Here is a 14,475-nt window from a genome sequence, read left to right as displayed (position 1 = left end):
GCATCCGATATTTCATACAATCTCGCAACCTCACGTATAGAATACTTCCCAGACAGACAATCTCTGATCGCAGCTAACTTGAATGCCTTTGCATACTTTTTCCAGGTAGTAGACGCCTTTAGGCTTTCCTTACCATATTTATCATACTTGCGTTTCCAGCCCAAAATCGTTGAAGGGCACACGTTATATTTTGAACCTAGTTCATATGCTGAATAATTTTCATCTAATGCTTTTAATATCTCGCATTTCAATTCTGCGGAATAAGATCTTTTGGACATAATAAATACTCCCCCATAAGCAGCCAGATTTTTTATTTTTTTATCTGTCTACTTATAGGGGAGCATATCAGTAGACAAAGATGAGGTTTGTTTTGCATGCAAAGATTTAGGTGACATCAAAATAATTAATTGAAAACCTATTGACTACCTTTTCGATCAAACAAAAAAATACACCCGAGAACAGCAGGTGTACATCCATTATTTACAATTATCAAGGTAATATAAATTTGCCTATATACCAAAGTATGACGGTGTGTAGAGGGTAAAATATGTAGAATAAGTACTTTAAACCGTTCCCCTTTTTACCATTGTATAACAGAAAGAGAGGTAATGCGAAAATCATCATCCATTGATAGTCAGCAAACCCAAACAATTGTTGGTTAAATCCTTCAAGACTCGATCCCCATCTTCGCACAGAGTAAAACATTGCGAGACAATAAAAACTATAACCAGAAGTAACTGTCCATCTATTATCGTTTGCAAAATAAAAGAAAAGGCCTAGTAGAATTATAAGAGGACCACCCTCAACTACAAGAACGTTTCCAGATATTTGACCTATAAAAATGACAAATGGTTTAGATATCAACCCAGCAACTTCCAGTGATCCAAATAAGATAAGAGAAATAAATTGCCAAGCAAAGAACAATAGAAGGATTTTTATCCTCTTATTTTCTAGCAGCATAATTAGGAATGCTATTAAAAATAAAGTAGAGAAGAAGTTCAGTTCAAGATACGGACCGCTCAAATTTGCATAGTAAATACATAAATTTATAAATAGATTTATAAAACTCATTCCGACTGCAGCTACGCCTAAACGTACCAAATACTTTATCCTGTTGGACGTGTTTTTAAAACCGATAACTACGCAATAAATAAAGACTGGCGCTGCGATCCTCCCTATCCACCCCAGCAATTCTGGCGTCCCCGATATGAATAATCCATAATGGTCAATAAACATGGCGATCAGAGCAATAATTTTTAGCTGAGTATTTGTCATAAATTTTCTCCCTTAATGTAAATGTGTGAGATAAAGACAAACGCCAAAGAAAAACTTTGGCGTTTGAAAAATTGTATTATACTACTCTATGTTTTAATTATTTTATCGTATGTGTCCTGAAAAATTACTAGGAGCATGAAATCTTAGATAATAGTTATTTGAACTGCTCAACCCGGTTTGGGTCGAAAAAAGGTTTGCGCCAGGACTCACATTCCAAGTTCGAACGTTACTGTCAAAGCAAAAATCATTCTTCTGCATAAGATCTACCCTCAAAGTGTCATTCCGTAAATTATTAATTCTTACACTATACGAACTTTGACCAGTCAAAAGATAATTTGTGTACAAAGTAGAGCTTTGTGCTGATCCGCTAAAGTCATATTGACCCTTGCTACTAATATTCCATATATTAGATGGAACACCTAAACCCAATAGGGAAATTTCTCCTTTTCCCTCATCTACGTAGGCGGGTTCGTGAGACTCTCCGACGTTTTCTAGCACCTCTAATTCATCGTCGTTCTTAACTTCAGATGATTCTTGTGCGGATACGGTGGTCAACGAAACTAGCACAGCAAAAATAGCGATTAACATTACTGAAACTGACAGTTTTCTCATATTAGACCGCCTCTATATTTTTTTCACCCATAGTATAACAAAATAAGAATTCTATACAACAGTGAATAACATCTAATTAAGTCGAATATTGTATGATAATAAATTTTTGCAAAAAAAATGAATTAATTGTATAACGTATAATTTCAGGAGGTTAGTTTAATACATTGCTATCATACTAATCTTTAAAATTTACTAGAAAATTTGCAGTGTAGCAACCTCTAGCTCAGTCTCAGGCCCTTCACAGAAGAGAGGAGAATCACTCCCAGTCGGGGGGCTATCAACATCTGCGAGACTTTTCGCGTTTTTGTCAAGAGATTGAAGAGGAGATTAAATAAATGCGTATGTATCTCCACAATGCACTTCAGCTTAGTTTTTCAGAGCTTGAACAGTTTTTCTCAAGTAGGGTTACACCTTACGCATTAAGTCTTAGAGGGCTCTTTCCTCATGGAACAAAAGAGTAATTAGATAAGGAAAATCCGAACATTATGTCTGAAGCATATAGCGCTTGGGCTCACAGGATGTGGGTCAGTTAGGCGTTGCGACACGACGTCGCGCACTTAGCCTAACATTCCATATTTAGTGCCTCACTAGCACCCAAGGGCACAAGCGTGACATCTTCAATTCTTCAGTGTCACGCTAGCCGTGGGCCCAGCTTCGGGCCTACAAGGACGTAGGTCAGTTAGACGTTGTCAAAAATGTTTTTGGTAGGGCGAATAATCGCAGCCCCAGTCCCAGGACGTGATGGGTTTAGTCTAACATCCCCCACTGTGTGAAGAAAGACACTTCACACAGTGGATCCTTAGCTCGTGCTGGGGTTGCGATTACTCACCCCATCGAAGTGATTTGTTTCCACAGGAGTCTACGTATTTTACCTGCGCTTAGTCAGAATGTTCGGATACCCAGTTTCGATATTTAGTTATGTCCCTGTCCCAGCCCCAGCCTCTTTAAACTCTAGAATAATAAACTTCATGTTCTTCTATGCTTTTGCTGCCGTCATTAGCTTTTTAATTTGCTCTCTATCCCCTTCATACAAACTCGCAACAATCTTACTGCCAACAACTACACCATGACAGTATTGGCTTAGCAACTCCACATGTTCAGGCGTTGAGACGCCAAAGCCCGCTAAGACAGGCTTTTCAGTTAGTGCTGTTAGTGCTGTTAAATATGGACCAACATTTTCAGCGAACTTAGCACGTTCGCCAGTTGTTCCAGTGACAGTGACCGCATAAAGAAAGCCCTCTGTACGCTTGGCTATTTCCTCTAGACGCTCGACTGGACTAGTAAGTGCGGCCAGACGGACAAGCGCTACACTAGCCTCTTTTAAGGCAGGAACAATTAATGTCTCTTCCTCAAGCGGTAAATCAGGAATGATTAAACCATCCACACCAGCTTGTTGACACTGCTTAGCAAAGTCATTCACACCATAGGCATAAACTGGATTGATGTATGTCATTATCACTATCGGAATCGTACGATCTGCCTTCGTCTCAGCTAGCTTTGCTAGTACATCGGGTAGGCTAACACCTTCCTTTAGTGCTCTTAAACCGGCTTCTTGAATGGTCGGTCCATCGGCAACAGGGTCTGAAAATGGTATGCCGATTTCAATGGCGGATGCCCCAGCCTCAGCAAGAAAATTAATTTGCTCCGGCAATGCATCCAGACCGCCATCACCAGCCATAATGTATGGGACAAAGATCTTATCACCATTTGATAAAACTGACTGAAGTGTCTGCTCTAATTTTTCTTTACCCATGCTGTTCACCTCCAAGCGCTTCTTTAACGGCTTCGACATCCTTATCACCACGTCCTGAAAGACAGACGACAATTGATTGATCAGAACGCATTGATGGAGCTAGCTTTGATAAATAGGCGATCGCATGGGCACTTTCTAGAGCAGGGATAATCCCTTCCGTTTGTGACAGGAGCTTAAGCCCAACAAGTGCTTCTTGATCAGTAATTGATTGATAGTTGACCCGGTTAATTTCTTTTAAATAACTATGCTCAGGTCCGACCCCCGGATAATCAAGCCCTGCTGAAATAGAATGTGCCTCTTCAATTTGACCATTCTGATCCTGAAGCAGGTAGGTCATGGTACCATGCAAGATGCCCACACTCCCCTTGGTCAAGGTAGCCGCGTGCTTCCCAGTCTCAATACCTGAACCACCCGCCTCGATGCCATAGAGCTTAACAGAACGATCATTAACAAAGGGATAAAACATGCCCATTGCATTACTTCCTCCGCCAATACAAGCGATAACCGCATCTGGTAAGCCTTGCTCAATTTGTTGATATTGCGCTTTTGTTTCTTCTCCAATAACAGCTTGAAAATCACGGACAATCTGTGGAAACGGGTGCGGTCCAACGACAGAGCCAATAATATAATGAGTGTCTTCCACATTAGCTACCCAATAACGAAGCGCTTCATTAACAGCATCCTTTAAGGTTCCACTACCTTGACTAACACTTTCCACCTTCGCTCCAAGCAGTTCCATGCGAAAAACGTTAAGCTTCTGCCGTCGGATGTCCTCTTCACCCATAAAAACAATGCATTCTAACCCGAGTAATGCGCAAACAGTGGCGGTGGCAACACCATGCTGGCCCGCCCCAGTTTCAGCAACAACCTTCTTTTTACCCATTCTTACCGTTAACAACGCCTGACCTAGGGCATTATTAATCTTGTGTGCACCAGTATGGTTTAAATCCTCACGCTTGAGGTAAATCTTGGGTCCACCTAAATGTTTTGTTAATCGCTCAGCATAGTAGAGCGGCGTTTCACGTCCTACGTAATGCGTTAAATATTGTGTTAATTCAGCTTGAAAATCCGCATCCTGCTGTGCTTCCTGATAAGCCAGCTCAAGCTCTAACACAGCTGGCATTAAGGTTTCCGGAACAAAGCGCCCACCAAACGAGCCAAAATGTCCCGTTTGATTCGGTTGGATATATTCTGTCATGCTATCAAACCATCCCTTCTTGTACTTTTTTTATAAATTGAACGATCTTCTCAATATCCTTACTGCCATTTGTTTCGACACCACTTGAGACATCTACACCTACTGGCGCTACCTGGTTAATGGCTGCTTGCACATTAGCAACCGATAAACCACCTGCTAGAATAATGCGCTGCCGTTCATGAGTGAGCTGATTAAGCAAGTGCCAGTTAAAGCTAGTGCCACTGCCTGCAACCGCGCCATCCAATAGAATATAGTCGGCAACAGCTAAAAACGCATTAACTTGCTCAAGATCGGCTTGTTCACGAACAGCGATAACCTTTATAACTGGGCGTTGACTGAGCTGACAATCTTTAAGTGTTGTTGCGCCATGGAGCTGCACATAGTCAAGACCAACTTGTTTAGCAATCCAATTAACATTACTCATCTCTTCGTCCTTAAACACCCCCACCACTTTAACCGAATCAGCTAGCATGGCACGGATGGTTTTCGCCTGTTCAACTGTTACCTGACGTTTACTTTTGGCAAAGACAAGTCCAATTAAATCAGCCCCCGCTTCCGCTGTGGCTAAAGCTGTTTCGGCATCAATAATCCCGCAGATTTTAACCAGCATCACTGTCACCTGCTTTAGTAAACTGGCTGAAGGTACGGTTTAAATCAACTGCTTGCATCATTGTTTCACCAATTAATACTGCTTTTGCACCAGCCTGCGTCACCCTGCGTACATCTTCAACTGTTTTCAAGCCACTTTCACTTACTAGCACCTGCTTGCTATGATCAATTAAGCGCGCCAGTCTTTCTGTTGTGGCTAAATCGACATGAAAAGTCTTAAGATTCCGATTATTCACACCAATAAGTATTGCCCCCATTTGGTTGGCTTGCTGTAATTCCAATTCGTTGTGCACTTCAAGTAAAACTTCAAGGCCGAGCCCAGTTGCATATTGATAAAGCTCTTGTAAACGTTGCTCAGGTAATGCAGCTGCAATTAATAAAATGACATCAGCACCATAAATGTAAGCACGATCAATTTGACTTTCATCAATAATAAAATCCTTGTTTAAGATCGGTAAATCAACCGCTTTTCGAGCAGCAATTAAATCAGCAATGCTGCCCTTAAAAAATGGCTCATCAGTCAGAACCGAAATCATACTTGCACCTGCTTTTGCATAGGCGGCAGCTTGCTGACCAGGGTCTAAGCTCAAATTAATTAAGCCCTTTGATGGGGATGCTCGCTTAAATTCAGCAATAATGCTGATCTTATCGTTAGCTCTACACAGCTCAATAAATGATCGTACTGGCACTGCACGTGTTTGATGGTCGAAGAGTTGCTGTTTAATTTGTACGACTTCAATTTGCTTCTTATTAATAATCTCTTCAAGAATCGTCATTCTTTCACCCCTTGCTTACTATAATCAATGAGATAGGTCAGCTTTTGATAGGCAGCGCCTGAGTCAATACTTTCTTTTGCAAGATCAACTCCTTGCTGAACAGTCGTTGCCTTGCCACTTGCTAGAATAGCTAGCCCTGCATTTAGCAATACGGTATCTCGATATGCGCCTTGCTCCCCCTGTAAAACCCGTAATAGAAGCTTCGCATTATCGGTAGCATCGCCACCACTGATCTGGTCATTACGAGCTGAGGCAAGCCCAACTTCCTCTGGCTTAATCGTAAATTGAATAATCTCGCCACGATCAAGCAAGACACAATGATTCTCTCCAGCTAAAGAAGCCTCATCCATATAACCGGCTCCATTAAGCACAAGGGCCCGTTTCCGCCCAAGCTGATGCAGGGTATGCGCCATATGCTCAAGCATATCACGCCGATAGATACCCATGAGCTGGGTCGATAAAGATACAGGGTTAGTCAGCGGCCCAATTAAATTAAAAATGGTTGGAATGATAAGGTCTTTCCTCACTTTCATCATCTGCTTCATTGCTGGATGGACGTGTTGAGCAAATAGGAAAGCAATTCCGTTTTCTTTAAGGAGGTGACACATTTGCTCAGGCGTTGAGCTTAATTCGACACCAAGCTCCTCCAGTACATCTGCACTGCCCGTTTTACTTGAAATGCTTCGATTGCCATGCTTCGCTACAGTCAGGCCAGCACCAGCTAACACAAATGCACTCGTTGTGCTAATATTAAAGCTTTGCGAGCCGTCGCCACCGGTACCACAATTATCAATAACGTCTGGGATATCCTCAGGAAGCTGAACAGCCTTCTCTCTAATAACCTGAACAAGTCCAGTAATCTCACTAACTGCCTCACCTTTCATTTTTAAAGCAGTTAAAAACCCTCCTACTACTGCTTCTGGGGTTGTTGATGCAAACATTAATCGTGCAGCCTGCTCCATCTCCTTGATCGTTAAATCTGTTCCTGAAAGTACTTTTAATAAGAAGTCTTTCATCTGATCAGCCCTTTCTAATGGTGGTAAAGAAATTCGCTAGCAGTGCTTTCCCTTCGGTGGTTCCAATCGATTCCGGGTGAAATTGCATGCCATATACCTCGTGCTCTACATGCCGAATCGCCATAATTTCCTGATCATCCACTGACGTCGCGGTCTCTTCTAAGCAGGATGGAAGGGTATCCCTTACAATTGACAATGAGTGATAGCGCATGACTTCAATTGGTGTTGATAAGCCTTGAAAAATATCGCCGCCCTGATGCGCAATTTTTGATACCTTTCCATGCTTTACTTGCTTGGCGTGACTGACTGTCGCACCGTATGCTTCACCAATCGCCTGATGGCCTAAACAAATACCAAGCACTGGAATGTCGTGATCGAATCGCTTAATCACATCAATGCAAATGCCTGCATCTTGTGGCGTGCCAGGCCCTGGTGATAACACAATCGCTTCAGGAGCTTGTGCTGCAATTTCATCAAGGCTGATCGCATCATTCCTGACAACCTTGACTGATTCGCCAAGCTCACTCATATATTGGTATAGGTTATAGGTGAAAGAGTCATAATTATCGATTAATAGAATCATTGTTTTGCTACCTCCAACAAAGATTTTGCTTTATTTAATGTTTCTTGATACTCACTTTCCGGATCAGAATCAGAGACGATGCCTGCACCAGCCTGCACATAAGCTGTTTTCCCTTTGACCACCATCGTGCGGATCGCTAGTGCAAGATCTAAGTCACCATTTAAATTAATATAGCCAACTGAGCCTGCGTACACGCCACGTTTATCCTGCTCAAGCTGATTAATGATTTGCATCGCGCGAATCTTAGGGGCACCAGAGACTGTTCCAGCCGGTAAGGTTGCAATTAGGACATCTAGGCCAGTCATATTAGCAGCTAATGTGCCGGTGACCTCAGAGACAATGTGCATAACATGTTGATAACGTTCAATCAACATGTATTTGGGAATTTGAATGGAACCTACTTCTGCTATACGCCCAAGGTCGTTACGACTAAGATCAACCAGCATCTTGTGCTCAGCACGTTCCTTTTCATCAGCTAATAATTCTTTAGCTAACACATCGTCCTCTTGCTCAGTCTGCCCGCGCTTGCGTGTGCCAGCAATTGGATTGGTTATGACTTGCCTACCGGTTACTTTAATTAAACTTTCGGGTGACGCGCCGAGCACAATATATGGTCCGAAATCAAGATAGAACATATAGGGTGATGGATTAGCTAAGCGCAAACGGCGGTAAAAATTAAAGGGATCGATCTCAAAGTTGGCCTTCATCCGTTGCGATAGCACAACTTGAAAAATATCACCATCAAGAATATGCTGTTTTGCCGTTTTTACCATCGCAATAAACTGCTCTTGCTCAATTGCTGGTTGAAAAGAAATATTAAAAGATTCCTTTACCTGCTTTGGCTTGTCGGTAAAAATTTGCGCCTCAAGCCCGATTAACGCCTGATTCAAGATTGCTCGTGATCGCGCCCCATCTATATTCACTGCAATCAAAGTGACCGTTTGTTGCTTGTGGTCAAAGACAATGACATCCTGATAGAACATCAGGTGGAGGTCAGGCATGTCAACCTCATCGTCAAGTAGTTCGCCAATATCCTCGTATTGTCTAATCGTATCATAACCAATATAACCTATTGCTCCACCATAGAAAGCAAACGGCAAATCTAACTCAACATGTGGAATATGCTGCTTTACTACTTCTAGCGGTTTCTCAGTTACTTGCTCTGTTCGATTCGCTGTGTTTACAGAAACCGTTTGTCCGTTAGCGATAATTTCCTTAAATGGGTTATGACCAATAAACGAATACCTTCCCTTTTCACCGTGGCCAGCTGAGCTCTCTAAAATAAATTTCTGCTTACCTTCAAGGCGATTAAAGACGGCAATAGGTGTTAAGGTATCGCCATTCAATTGACGCTGTTCAAATTGATTATTCACTTAAATCACTCCAATTCGTTATATTAAAAAAACCCCTAAATAACAATTAAATTATTTAGGGGACGATTTGCTCAACCGCGGTACCACCACTATTTGGAGTTTAACTCCACACCTTGGAATTCTTTAACGGGAATTAATCGGCTCTTCCTACTGATAACTGTTCAGAAAGGCTCTCGTAAGTCCATTCTGCTTAATCCTCATGCCGGCTTCCCACCATTGACCAGCTCTCTTCTATGATTAGCTTAAGCGTACTACTCTTACATCATCAATTTAACATATTGAATGACTTGTCTTGCCCATATTAGTATTTTCACAAAAAAACAAAAAAGCCCCTCAATCCAATAAGGACGAGGGAACCCGTGGTGCCACCTTGTTTAGCAATAAAAATTGCTCACTTACCAGTCAGTGAATTAACTGGTGTTCCCTTGTAACGGGGGAACAACTGCCGTTAACGCCTACTTAGTTTAAGACTAAACCGTTCGGGTTAATTGCTCAGAAGCCCATTCACTTGATCGTCTACACTAGTTCACACCAACCACTAGCTCTCTTTGGTAAACTAACAAAGCTACTCCTCTTCTTCAACGCGAAACGTTCATGAAGTTGTTTATTATCATATTATGAAGCTGAATAATTGTCAACCATCTTTTTTCAAATTTAAATAGTCCGTCGCAGGCATACGCTCACATATGTCTGCGAACAACGCTACAACCACTTCTTTTATCGGCGATTATTGACTTCTATTCACGCCATGCCTCTTTTTATCCGTGATTATTGACTTTTATCCGCGCCACACCTCTCTTTATTCGTAATTATTGACTTTTATCCGCGCCTCGCCTCTCTTTATCCGTGATTATTGACTTTTATCCGCACCACACCTCTCTTTATCCGTGACTATTGACTTTTATCCGTGCCACGCCTCTCTTTATCCGTGACTATTGACTTTTATCCGTGCCTCGCCTCTCTTTATCCGTAATTATTGACTTTTATCCACGAGCCTACAATTCCGTAATTTCCTCATCAATTTTCTCACCAAGATGTCTACCAGGTTGATCTGGGTAGCAGCTTAAGGTATCACCGACCTTTAATTCAAGTACTGATTTAGCTACACCGTTGCTAGCTAGCAAGTGAACGCTATCGGCTTCCTGCACGGTAACAGAGATTTGCTGACCTGAATGACTAACTTGACAGACAATTCTTAGTAACTTCCGTTTCTCCTGTTTAACACGACCAATTGGTACCAATCGACTTTGACCGTCCTGCCAGACTGGGATTTTTATACCTGGGACGAGTTCAGCTAAGTAGCCTGTCTTATCCTCTTCTAACAATACATAATGGTGAATTGCACCAGCATTAACACGAAATGGTCTGGGCGGATAAGTATCCGTAACCCGATTTTCTGCTAGCGCAACTAAATAGCCACTGCCGGTATTGCCTATACAAATACCTTCAGTTGGGGCAAGTTGATCAACAAAATCTAAACATACCCTAGTCCCCGTACCAATTGCTGTTATTTCAATGACATGGGCTTGATGAAATTTTTCCATTAATTACTGCTCCTTATTTAAAAATTAAGCCTTTGCTAATTAACTCTTATCATATAAAATAAATGATAGCTTGACAAATTAGGAGGAAAGACTGATGCGGAAAGGGTTAATTATTTTATTTCTGCTCTTAGTAATTGCATTTGGATTAATTGGCTATTTAAAAGAAGAATCTAATCAAAACCTTCACATAGAGACACATGTTGAAGACATAATTATTGACTACTTCTAACCTATTAAGGCTATTTCTCCAATTGGAGAAATAGCCTTTTACTTGTGCTTCTAGCTAGCATTATTGTGCTATAATAAGAAGATACATGTAGATAAGGAGCACTGCTTATGCGATTCATAAATTCAAAGTTTTATGCAATCATTGAGTTCATTTCAAATCTTTTTTTACTTAACTTACTTTGGCTTATTGCATCACTGCCCTTAGTAACGTTATTCCCAGCAACAGCGGCGATGCATAGTGTCATTAGAGGTTGGCTAATGGGGCAAAACAAACACTTGGCCAAGGAATTTGTAAGCGCTTTTAAAAGTAATTTAAAGCAAAGTTTTATTCTTTCACTTTTATTTATTAGTTTTATCACTATTTTTATCCTTAATTTAGCTATTATCGAAGAGCTTAGTCCAAATTTAAGTGTCCTTGTGCTCGGCATGATGATGACGCTAGCTATTATTGTTGGCTTTGTGTTAGTGTTTGCTTTTCCACTGATGGTTCACTACACGTTTACCATAAAGCAACTATTAAAACACGCACTTCTTTATGCATTCATGTATTTACCTACTACTATTCTCTCGCTAACGCTTATTATTTTTGCCATGATCGCCTGCCTGTTATTACCGGTTGCCATTATCTTCATACCTGCACTAGCATCGTTCTGTTCCATAAAGCTCTGCTTTCGTTGTGTACGAATGACTGAGCGACGACTAGCCACAAAAGAAACAACGCCTTAACAGGAATAATAAGCCCCTTAAAAATACATGATATTTGGTCGTTTATGCATAACACGAGTTAGGGGTTCATCGATTAGATGAACCCCTATAGTAAGTAAGATCAAGACATTACTCTATGAAAAAAATGATAATACCAGCACAACAGGTGAGTTCCAATAGATAGTCACTTCATTGGTAGCATAGCTTGCTTCATGATCAATAAAACACGCCTGCGGTGGCTTTCCCGCTAGCTGCCGACGAGATACTTCATCTTGTAACTGCTGATTAGGTCCCCCAGAAACCAAGCCCGGAACCGGATCACTACCAGCGGGTAGGGCTGCTGACGGGCGATAATGCTGCTGGCTAACAGACTGCGCACCAATGCCAGAGACATAGCTCAAATTATGCATATTTCGCCCTAGCAAATAATGAACATGTTCTAAGGCCTGTTCTCGATAGCACTGTTCGCCAGTCAAGTGATAGGCTATTAAGAGATGCGTAGCAGCATTCATGAGCGTCATATTGCTACCCCAATGATAATCTGCTACTTCTAGCGAAACACGATAACCAGTGGTTGCTGCCACTTTTAACAAACGCTGGGCTTCGTTAAGCCATCCCGCCCTTAACAGTTGCCCTAATGCATCCTCTGTTGGGACAGCTTGATTTAGCAAGTAACTAATTGTGCCATAACCACCCATATTTGCCCAGCCAAGGGCATAGTGGTCAAATTTATGATCAGACTGCACTTTAAAGGCAGCAACATACTGCCCGTCGCCAGTGGCACGATAAAGCTCACCTGCTGCCCAATAGCGTTCATCCCGATCACAATTATCACCGTATTCACCAGTTAGAACATCATTGGGGTTCACAAACAAGATCGGCTCGGGATGTTTCATCAAAAAAGCCCACGCTTGCTTTGCTGCCGTTAAGTAATTCTTAGCTGAATCGGGCTGATAATTTAGCAAAATACGATAAGCCTGAGCCATGATTGCAGTAAAAGCCGCCGTCGCTGTCGTTGAGATTGGGAGCACATACAACGGCTCAACATCATCCTCGGGCATAATCATGGCGGGAAAGGCTAGGGTTGTAACCTTGTGATAAACACCACCGCTGCCTTTGTTTTGCATTTTCAACAACCAGTTAAGCTCATATTGACATTCGTGCAAGAGATCAGGCATAACACCATCTGTCTCAGGAATTGGTGTAGTCGCTTGAAAAGTGGCTGGCTTTAATTCAAAAGCAAGCAGTAAATCTGCCAACGCCTTTGCCGCAGCAACTGTATATTTACCATAGTCGCCCGCATCATGCCAGCCACCTTGACACTTGATTTGCTGTTTTGATTCATAGTCAATGGCTACCTGTGTATGGCAAGCCTTGTGCACCCACTGTGTTTCGGCATAAGGCGGCGATAATGCCATTCCACACCGTAAATAATAGAAAGCCTTTAACACACTTAAATGGACCGCTTGATAAGGAAACCTAGTAATTTGAAAGGGCGCAGATTGACTAGTCCCTTGTTTTATATAATAGCTGCCTTCAGTGGTTAGGCTAGAAAAATCGCCATGAAAAACCAACTCACCGCTTGCTTGATCTTTAATTGGCTGCTTAGGCTTACCTTCAAATACAACCGTTCCACTTTGGTCACAACATATATAAAAAGGATTCTGCCCATCTGTCAGGACAGCAACCTTTGGCGCATCACTTGGATAGCCAATTTGATTAACTTTAACCATTGCTAGCCCTTTCTCCAGCTGCGCTTTTCTTTTTTTCGTACCATACTTTCAACACCTGCTCCGCTTGCTTCCCATGAATATTAAAGCCGCGATCATCTTGGGCAAGATTGGTTAAATCCGTCCCCCAATCCCACCAGAAAAAACCGCAGAACCATGGTTGATCCCAAAAGACTTCTAAAGCCGATTGGTAAAAATTCGCTTGCTCAAGTTCATCAAAGGGGAGATCGTCGTGCTCGAAATCCCACGGCATGGTAGCACAGCCGCTCGCACTGCGACAGCCAATCTCCATAAACAGAATCGGTTTGGCGAATCGCTCATGCCAAGCCTTCATTCGTGCTTTAACCGGCTGCCAATTGCTAATCATTTCGTTTACAGATGTACGAGGCTTATTAGCGACTGGATAATAAGCACTTGTTCCCAGAATATCAATTTGATCCAGCCACGTTATTGCTAACTCTTTACCATGATTTGCGTTATACGTTAACAAGCCCTTGTATACCGAACGAATCGCATTAATGACCTGATACCATTCTGTTGCTTTGTGCTCTGTCCCAACCATTTCACACCCAATACAGAATAATTCACAATTAAAGCGCTCAGCAATTTCAGCATAGTGGACGAGAAAAGCAGTATATTCAGAAAACCAAGCTGCCCACATTTGCTGAGCTTCATCAGGAAACCCAATGCGTGCCCGCCACAGTTGATCTCGACAATTGACAACTGGTTTTAAACAAATCTTCAAATTAAGCTTACGCGCATTATTTAGCGCTGTTTCAATATCATAGTCTGTCACCGTCTCACCATAACGAAACGATATTTCTTTTTTTTTTAATGTTTCTTGGCGCACCGAGAAGGCGAGCGCAATCCACTCTGCTCCTGTTTGTTTCAGCTTTTTCATTGATTCAAATGAAGCATCCGTTAAATAATCGCCTTTACGTCCGCTCCAACCATAGGTAAAACCTTTGATGAATAACGCTTTCAATCTGTACCACTCCTTGTCATCATGTAATACGCACTACCCTACGATACCGGTACGTTCAACACTCTCAACAAAGTGGCGCTGAACAAAC

Annotated in this window: 15 protein-coding genes and 2 other annotated features; of the genes, 3 read left to right on the top strand and 12 right to left on the bottom strand. The window is 41.9% G+C overall.

Features of this window, described 5'->3' with window-relative positions; genetic code table 11:
* A partial coding sequence (locus tag BM000_RS16460; protein WP_143063955.1) for a transposase occupies nucleotides 1-278 on the bottom strand: 278 nt, incomplete at its 3' end.
* Nucleotides 279-489: 211 nt separating this feature from the next.
* On the bottom strand, nucleotides 490-1,275 hold the full coding sequence (locus tag BM000_RS16455) for a TraX family protein (RefSeq protein WP_091500415.1): 786 nt from the start codon (nucleotides 1,273-1,275) through the stop codon (nucleotides 490-492).
* 947 nt (nucleotides 1,276-2,222) lie between these two features.
* Between BM000_RS16455 and BM000_RS17130 the strand changes: the two genes are divergently transcribed.
* Nucleotides 2,223-2,348: a hypothetical protein gene (locus BM000_RS17130; RefSeq protein WP_281246022.1), complete on the top strand. Its 126-nt coding sequence runs from the start codon at nucleotides 2,223-2,225 to the stop codon at nucleotides 2,346-2,348.
* 515 nt (nucleotides 2,349-2,863) lie between these two features.
* Here BM000_RS17130 and trpA read toward each other — a convergent pair.
* From trpA to BM000_RS16410, 8 genes are all read right to left on the bottom strand, one after another.
* The gene (trpA, locus tag BM000_RS16440; protein ID WP_091500412.1) at nucleotides 2,864-3,640 is read right to left on the bottom strand and encodes a tryptophan synthase subunit alpha; all 777 of its coding nucleotides are present in this window, start codon (nucleotides 3,638-3,640) and stop codon (nucleotides 2,864-2,866) included.
* Nucleotides 3,633-4,838 carry a tryptophan synthase subunit beta gene (gene trpB, locus BM000_RS16435; protein ID WP_091500410.1) on the bottom strand — a complete coding sequence of 402 codons (1,206 nt, stop codon included), beginning with the start codon at nucleotides 4,836-4,838 and terminating at the stop codon, nucleotides 3,633-3,635. The genes trpA and trpB overlap by 8 nt, the downstream gene beginning before the upstream one ends.
* A gap of 4 nt (nucleotides 4,839-4,842) precedes the next feature.
* Entirely contained in the window at nucleotides 4,843-5,448 is a 606-nt protein-coding gene (locus BM000_RS17045; RefSeq protein ID WP_245751721.1) for a phosphoribosylanthranilate isomerase, read from the bottom strand.
* Entirely contained in the window at nucleotides 5,438-6,223 is a 786-nt protein-coding gene (gene trpC, locus BM000_RS17040; RefSeq protein ID WP_245751719.1) for an indole-3-glycerol phosphate synthase TrpC, read from the bottom strand. Before trpC ends, BM000_RS17045 begins: the two co-directional genes overlap by 11 nt.
* Nucleotides 6,220-7,239 (bottom strand): anthranilate phosphoribosyltransferase, encoded by a 1,020-nt coding sequence (gene trpD / locus BM000_RS16425; RefSeq protein WP_091500408.1) that lies wholly within the window; start codon nucleotides 7,237-7,239, stop codon nucleotides 6,220-6,222. The genes trpC and trpD overlap by 4 nt, the downstream gene beginning before the upstream one ends.
* 4 nt (nucleotides 7,240-7,243) lie before the next feature.
* Nucleotides 7,244-7,822 (bottom strand): anthranilate synthase component II, encoded by a 579-nt coding sequence (locus BM000_RS16420; RefSeq protein ID WP_091500406.1) that lies wholly within the window; start codon nucleotides 7,820-7,822, stop codon nucleotides 7,244-7,246.
* A complete protein-coding gene (gene trpE, locus BM000_RS16415; protein ID WP_091500404.1) occupies nucleotides 7,819-9,195 on the bottom strand; it encodes an anthranilate synthase component I in 1,377 nt (458 codons plus the stop codon). The genes BM000_RS16420 and trpE overlap by 4 nt, the downstream gene beginning before the upstream one ends.
* 55 nt (nucleotides 9,196-9,250) lie before the next feature.
* Nucleotides 9,251-9,470 (bottom strand) — a binding site (T-box leader).
* A 65-nt stretch (nucleotides 9,471-9,535) separates the two neighbouring features.
* Nucleotides 9,536-9,786, bottom strand: a binding site (T-box leader).
* 404 nt (nucleotides 9,787-10,190) lie between these two features.
* Complete coding sequence (locus BM000_RS16410) at nucleotides 10,191-10,739, bottom strand: 3-dehydroquinate synthase II domain-containing protein (protein ID WP_091496707.1); 549 nt, start codon at nucleotides 10,737-10,739, stop codon at nucleotides 10,191-10,193.
* A gap of 94 nt (nucleotides 10,740-10,833) precedes the next feature.
* Between BM000_RS16410 and BM000_RS17125 the strand changes: the two genes are divergently transcribed.
* Nucleotides 10,834-10,968 carry a hypothetical protein gene (locus BM000_RS17125; RefSeq protein WP_281245873.1) on the top strand — a complete coding sequence of 45 codons (135 nt, stop codon included), beginning with the start codon at nucleotides 10,834-10,836 and terminating at the stop codon, nucleotides 10,966-10,968.
* 107 nt (nucleotides 10,969-11,075) lie between these two features.
* Nucleotides 11,076-11,693 (top strand): YesL family protein, encoded by a 618-nt coding sequence (locus BM000_RS16405; protein WP_091496705.1) that lies wholly within the window; start codon nucleotides 11,076-11,078, stop codon nucleotides 11,691-11,693.
* A gap of 113 nt (nucleotides 11,694-11,806) precedes the next feature.
* On the opposite strand, the gene BM000_RS16400 is transcribed toward BM000_RS16405, so the two are convergent.
* Nucleotides 11,807-13,405 (bottom strand): glycoside hydrolase family 9 protein, encoded by a 1,599-nt coding sequence (locus BM000_RS16400; protein ID WP_091496703.1) that lies wholly within the window; start codon nucleotides 13,403-13,405, stop codon nucleotides 11,807-11,809.
* Complete coding sequence (locus tag BM000_RS16395; protein WP_177178252.1) at nucleotides 13,398-14,387, bottom strand: glycoside hydrolase family 113; 990 nt, start codon at nucleotides 14,385-14,387, stop codon at nucleotides 13,398-13,400. Before BM000_RS16395 ends, BM000_RS16400 begins: the two co-directional genes overlap by 8 nt.
* Between the last annotated feature and the right edge of the window lie 88 nt (nucleotides 14,388-14,475).

Origin of the sequence: Amphibacillus marinus (assembly GCF_900110345.1) — a bacterium.
Taxonomy (GTDB): domain Bacteria; phylum Bacillota; class Bacilli; order Bacillales; family Amphibacillaceae; genus Amphibacillus_D; species Amphibacillus_D marinus.
This window is presented reverse-complemented; position numbering and strand designations above follow the sequence as displayed.

Excerpts from the sequence above, each read along its gene's own strand:
- BM000_RS16455 (WP_091500415.1), bottom strand. The coding sequence starts at position 1,275 with ATGACAAATACTCAGCTAAAAATTATTGCTCTGATCGCCATGTTTATT.
- BM000_RS17130 (WP_281246022.1), top strand. The coding sequence starts at position 2,223 with ATGCGTATGTATCTCCACAATGCACTTCAGCTTAGTTTTTCAGAGCTT.
- trpA (WP_091500412.1), bottom strand. The coding sequence starts at position 3,640 with ATGGGTAAAGAAAAATTAGAGCAGACACTTCAGTCAGTTTTATCAAAT.
- trpB (WP_091500410.1), bottom strand. The coding sequence starts at position 4,838 with ATGACAGAATATATCCAACCGAATCAAACGGGACATTTTGGCTCGTTT.
- BM000_RS17045 (WP_245751721.1), bottom strand. The coding sequence starts at position 5,448 with ATGCTGGTTAAAATCTGCGGGATTATTGATGCCGAAACAGCTTTAGCC.
- trpC (WP_245751719.1), bottom strand. The coding sequence starts at position 6,223 with ATGACGATTCTTGAAGAGATTATTAATAAGAAGCAAATTGAAGTCGTA.
- trpD (WP_091500408.1), bottom strand. The coding sequence starts at position 7,239 with ATGAAAGACTTCTTATTAAAAGTACTTTCAGGAACAGATTTAACGATC.
- BM000_RS16420 (WP_091500406.1), bottom strand. The coding sequence starts at position 7,822 with ATGATTCTATTAATCGATAATTATGACTCTTTCACCTATAACCTATAC.
- BM000_RS16410 (WP_091496707.1), bottom strand. The coding sequence starts at position 10,739 with ATGGAAAAATTTCATCAAGCCCATGTCATTGAAATAACAGCAATTGGT.
- BM000_RS17125 (WP_281245873.1), top strand. The coding sequence starts at position 10,834 with ATGCGGAAAGGGTTAATTATTTTATTTCTGCTCTTAGTAATTGCATTT.
- BM000_RS16405 (WP_091496705.1), top strand. The coding sequence starts at position 11,076 with ATGCGATTCATAAATTCAAAGTTTTATGCAATCATTGAGTTCATTTCA.
- BM000_RS16400 (WP_091496703.1), bottom strand. The coding sequence starts at position 13,405 with ATGGTTAAAGTTAATCAAATTGGCTATCCAAGTGATGCGCCAAAGGTT.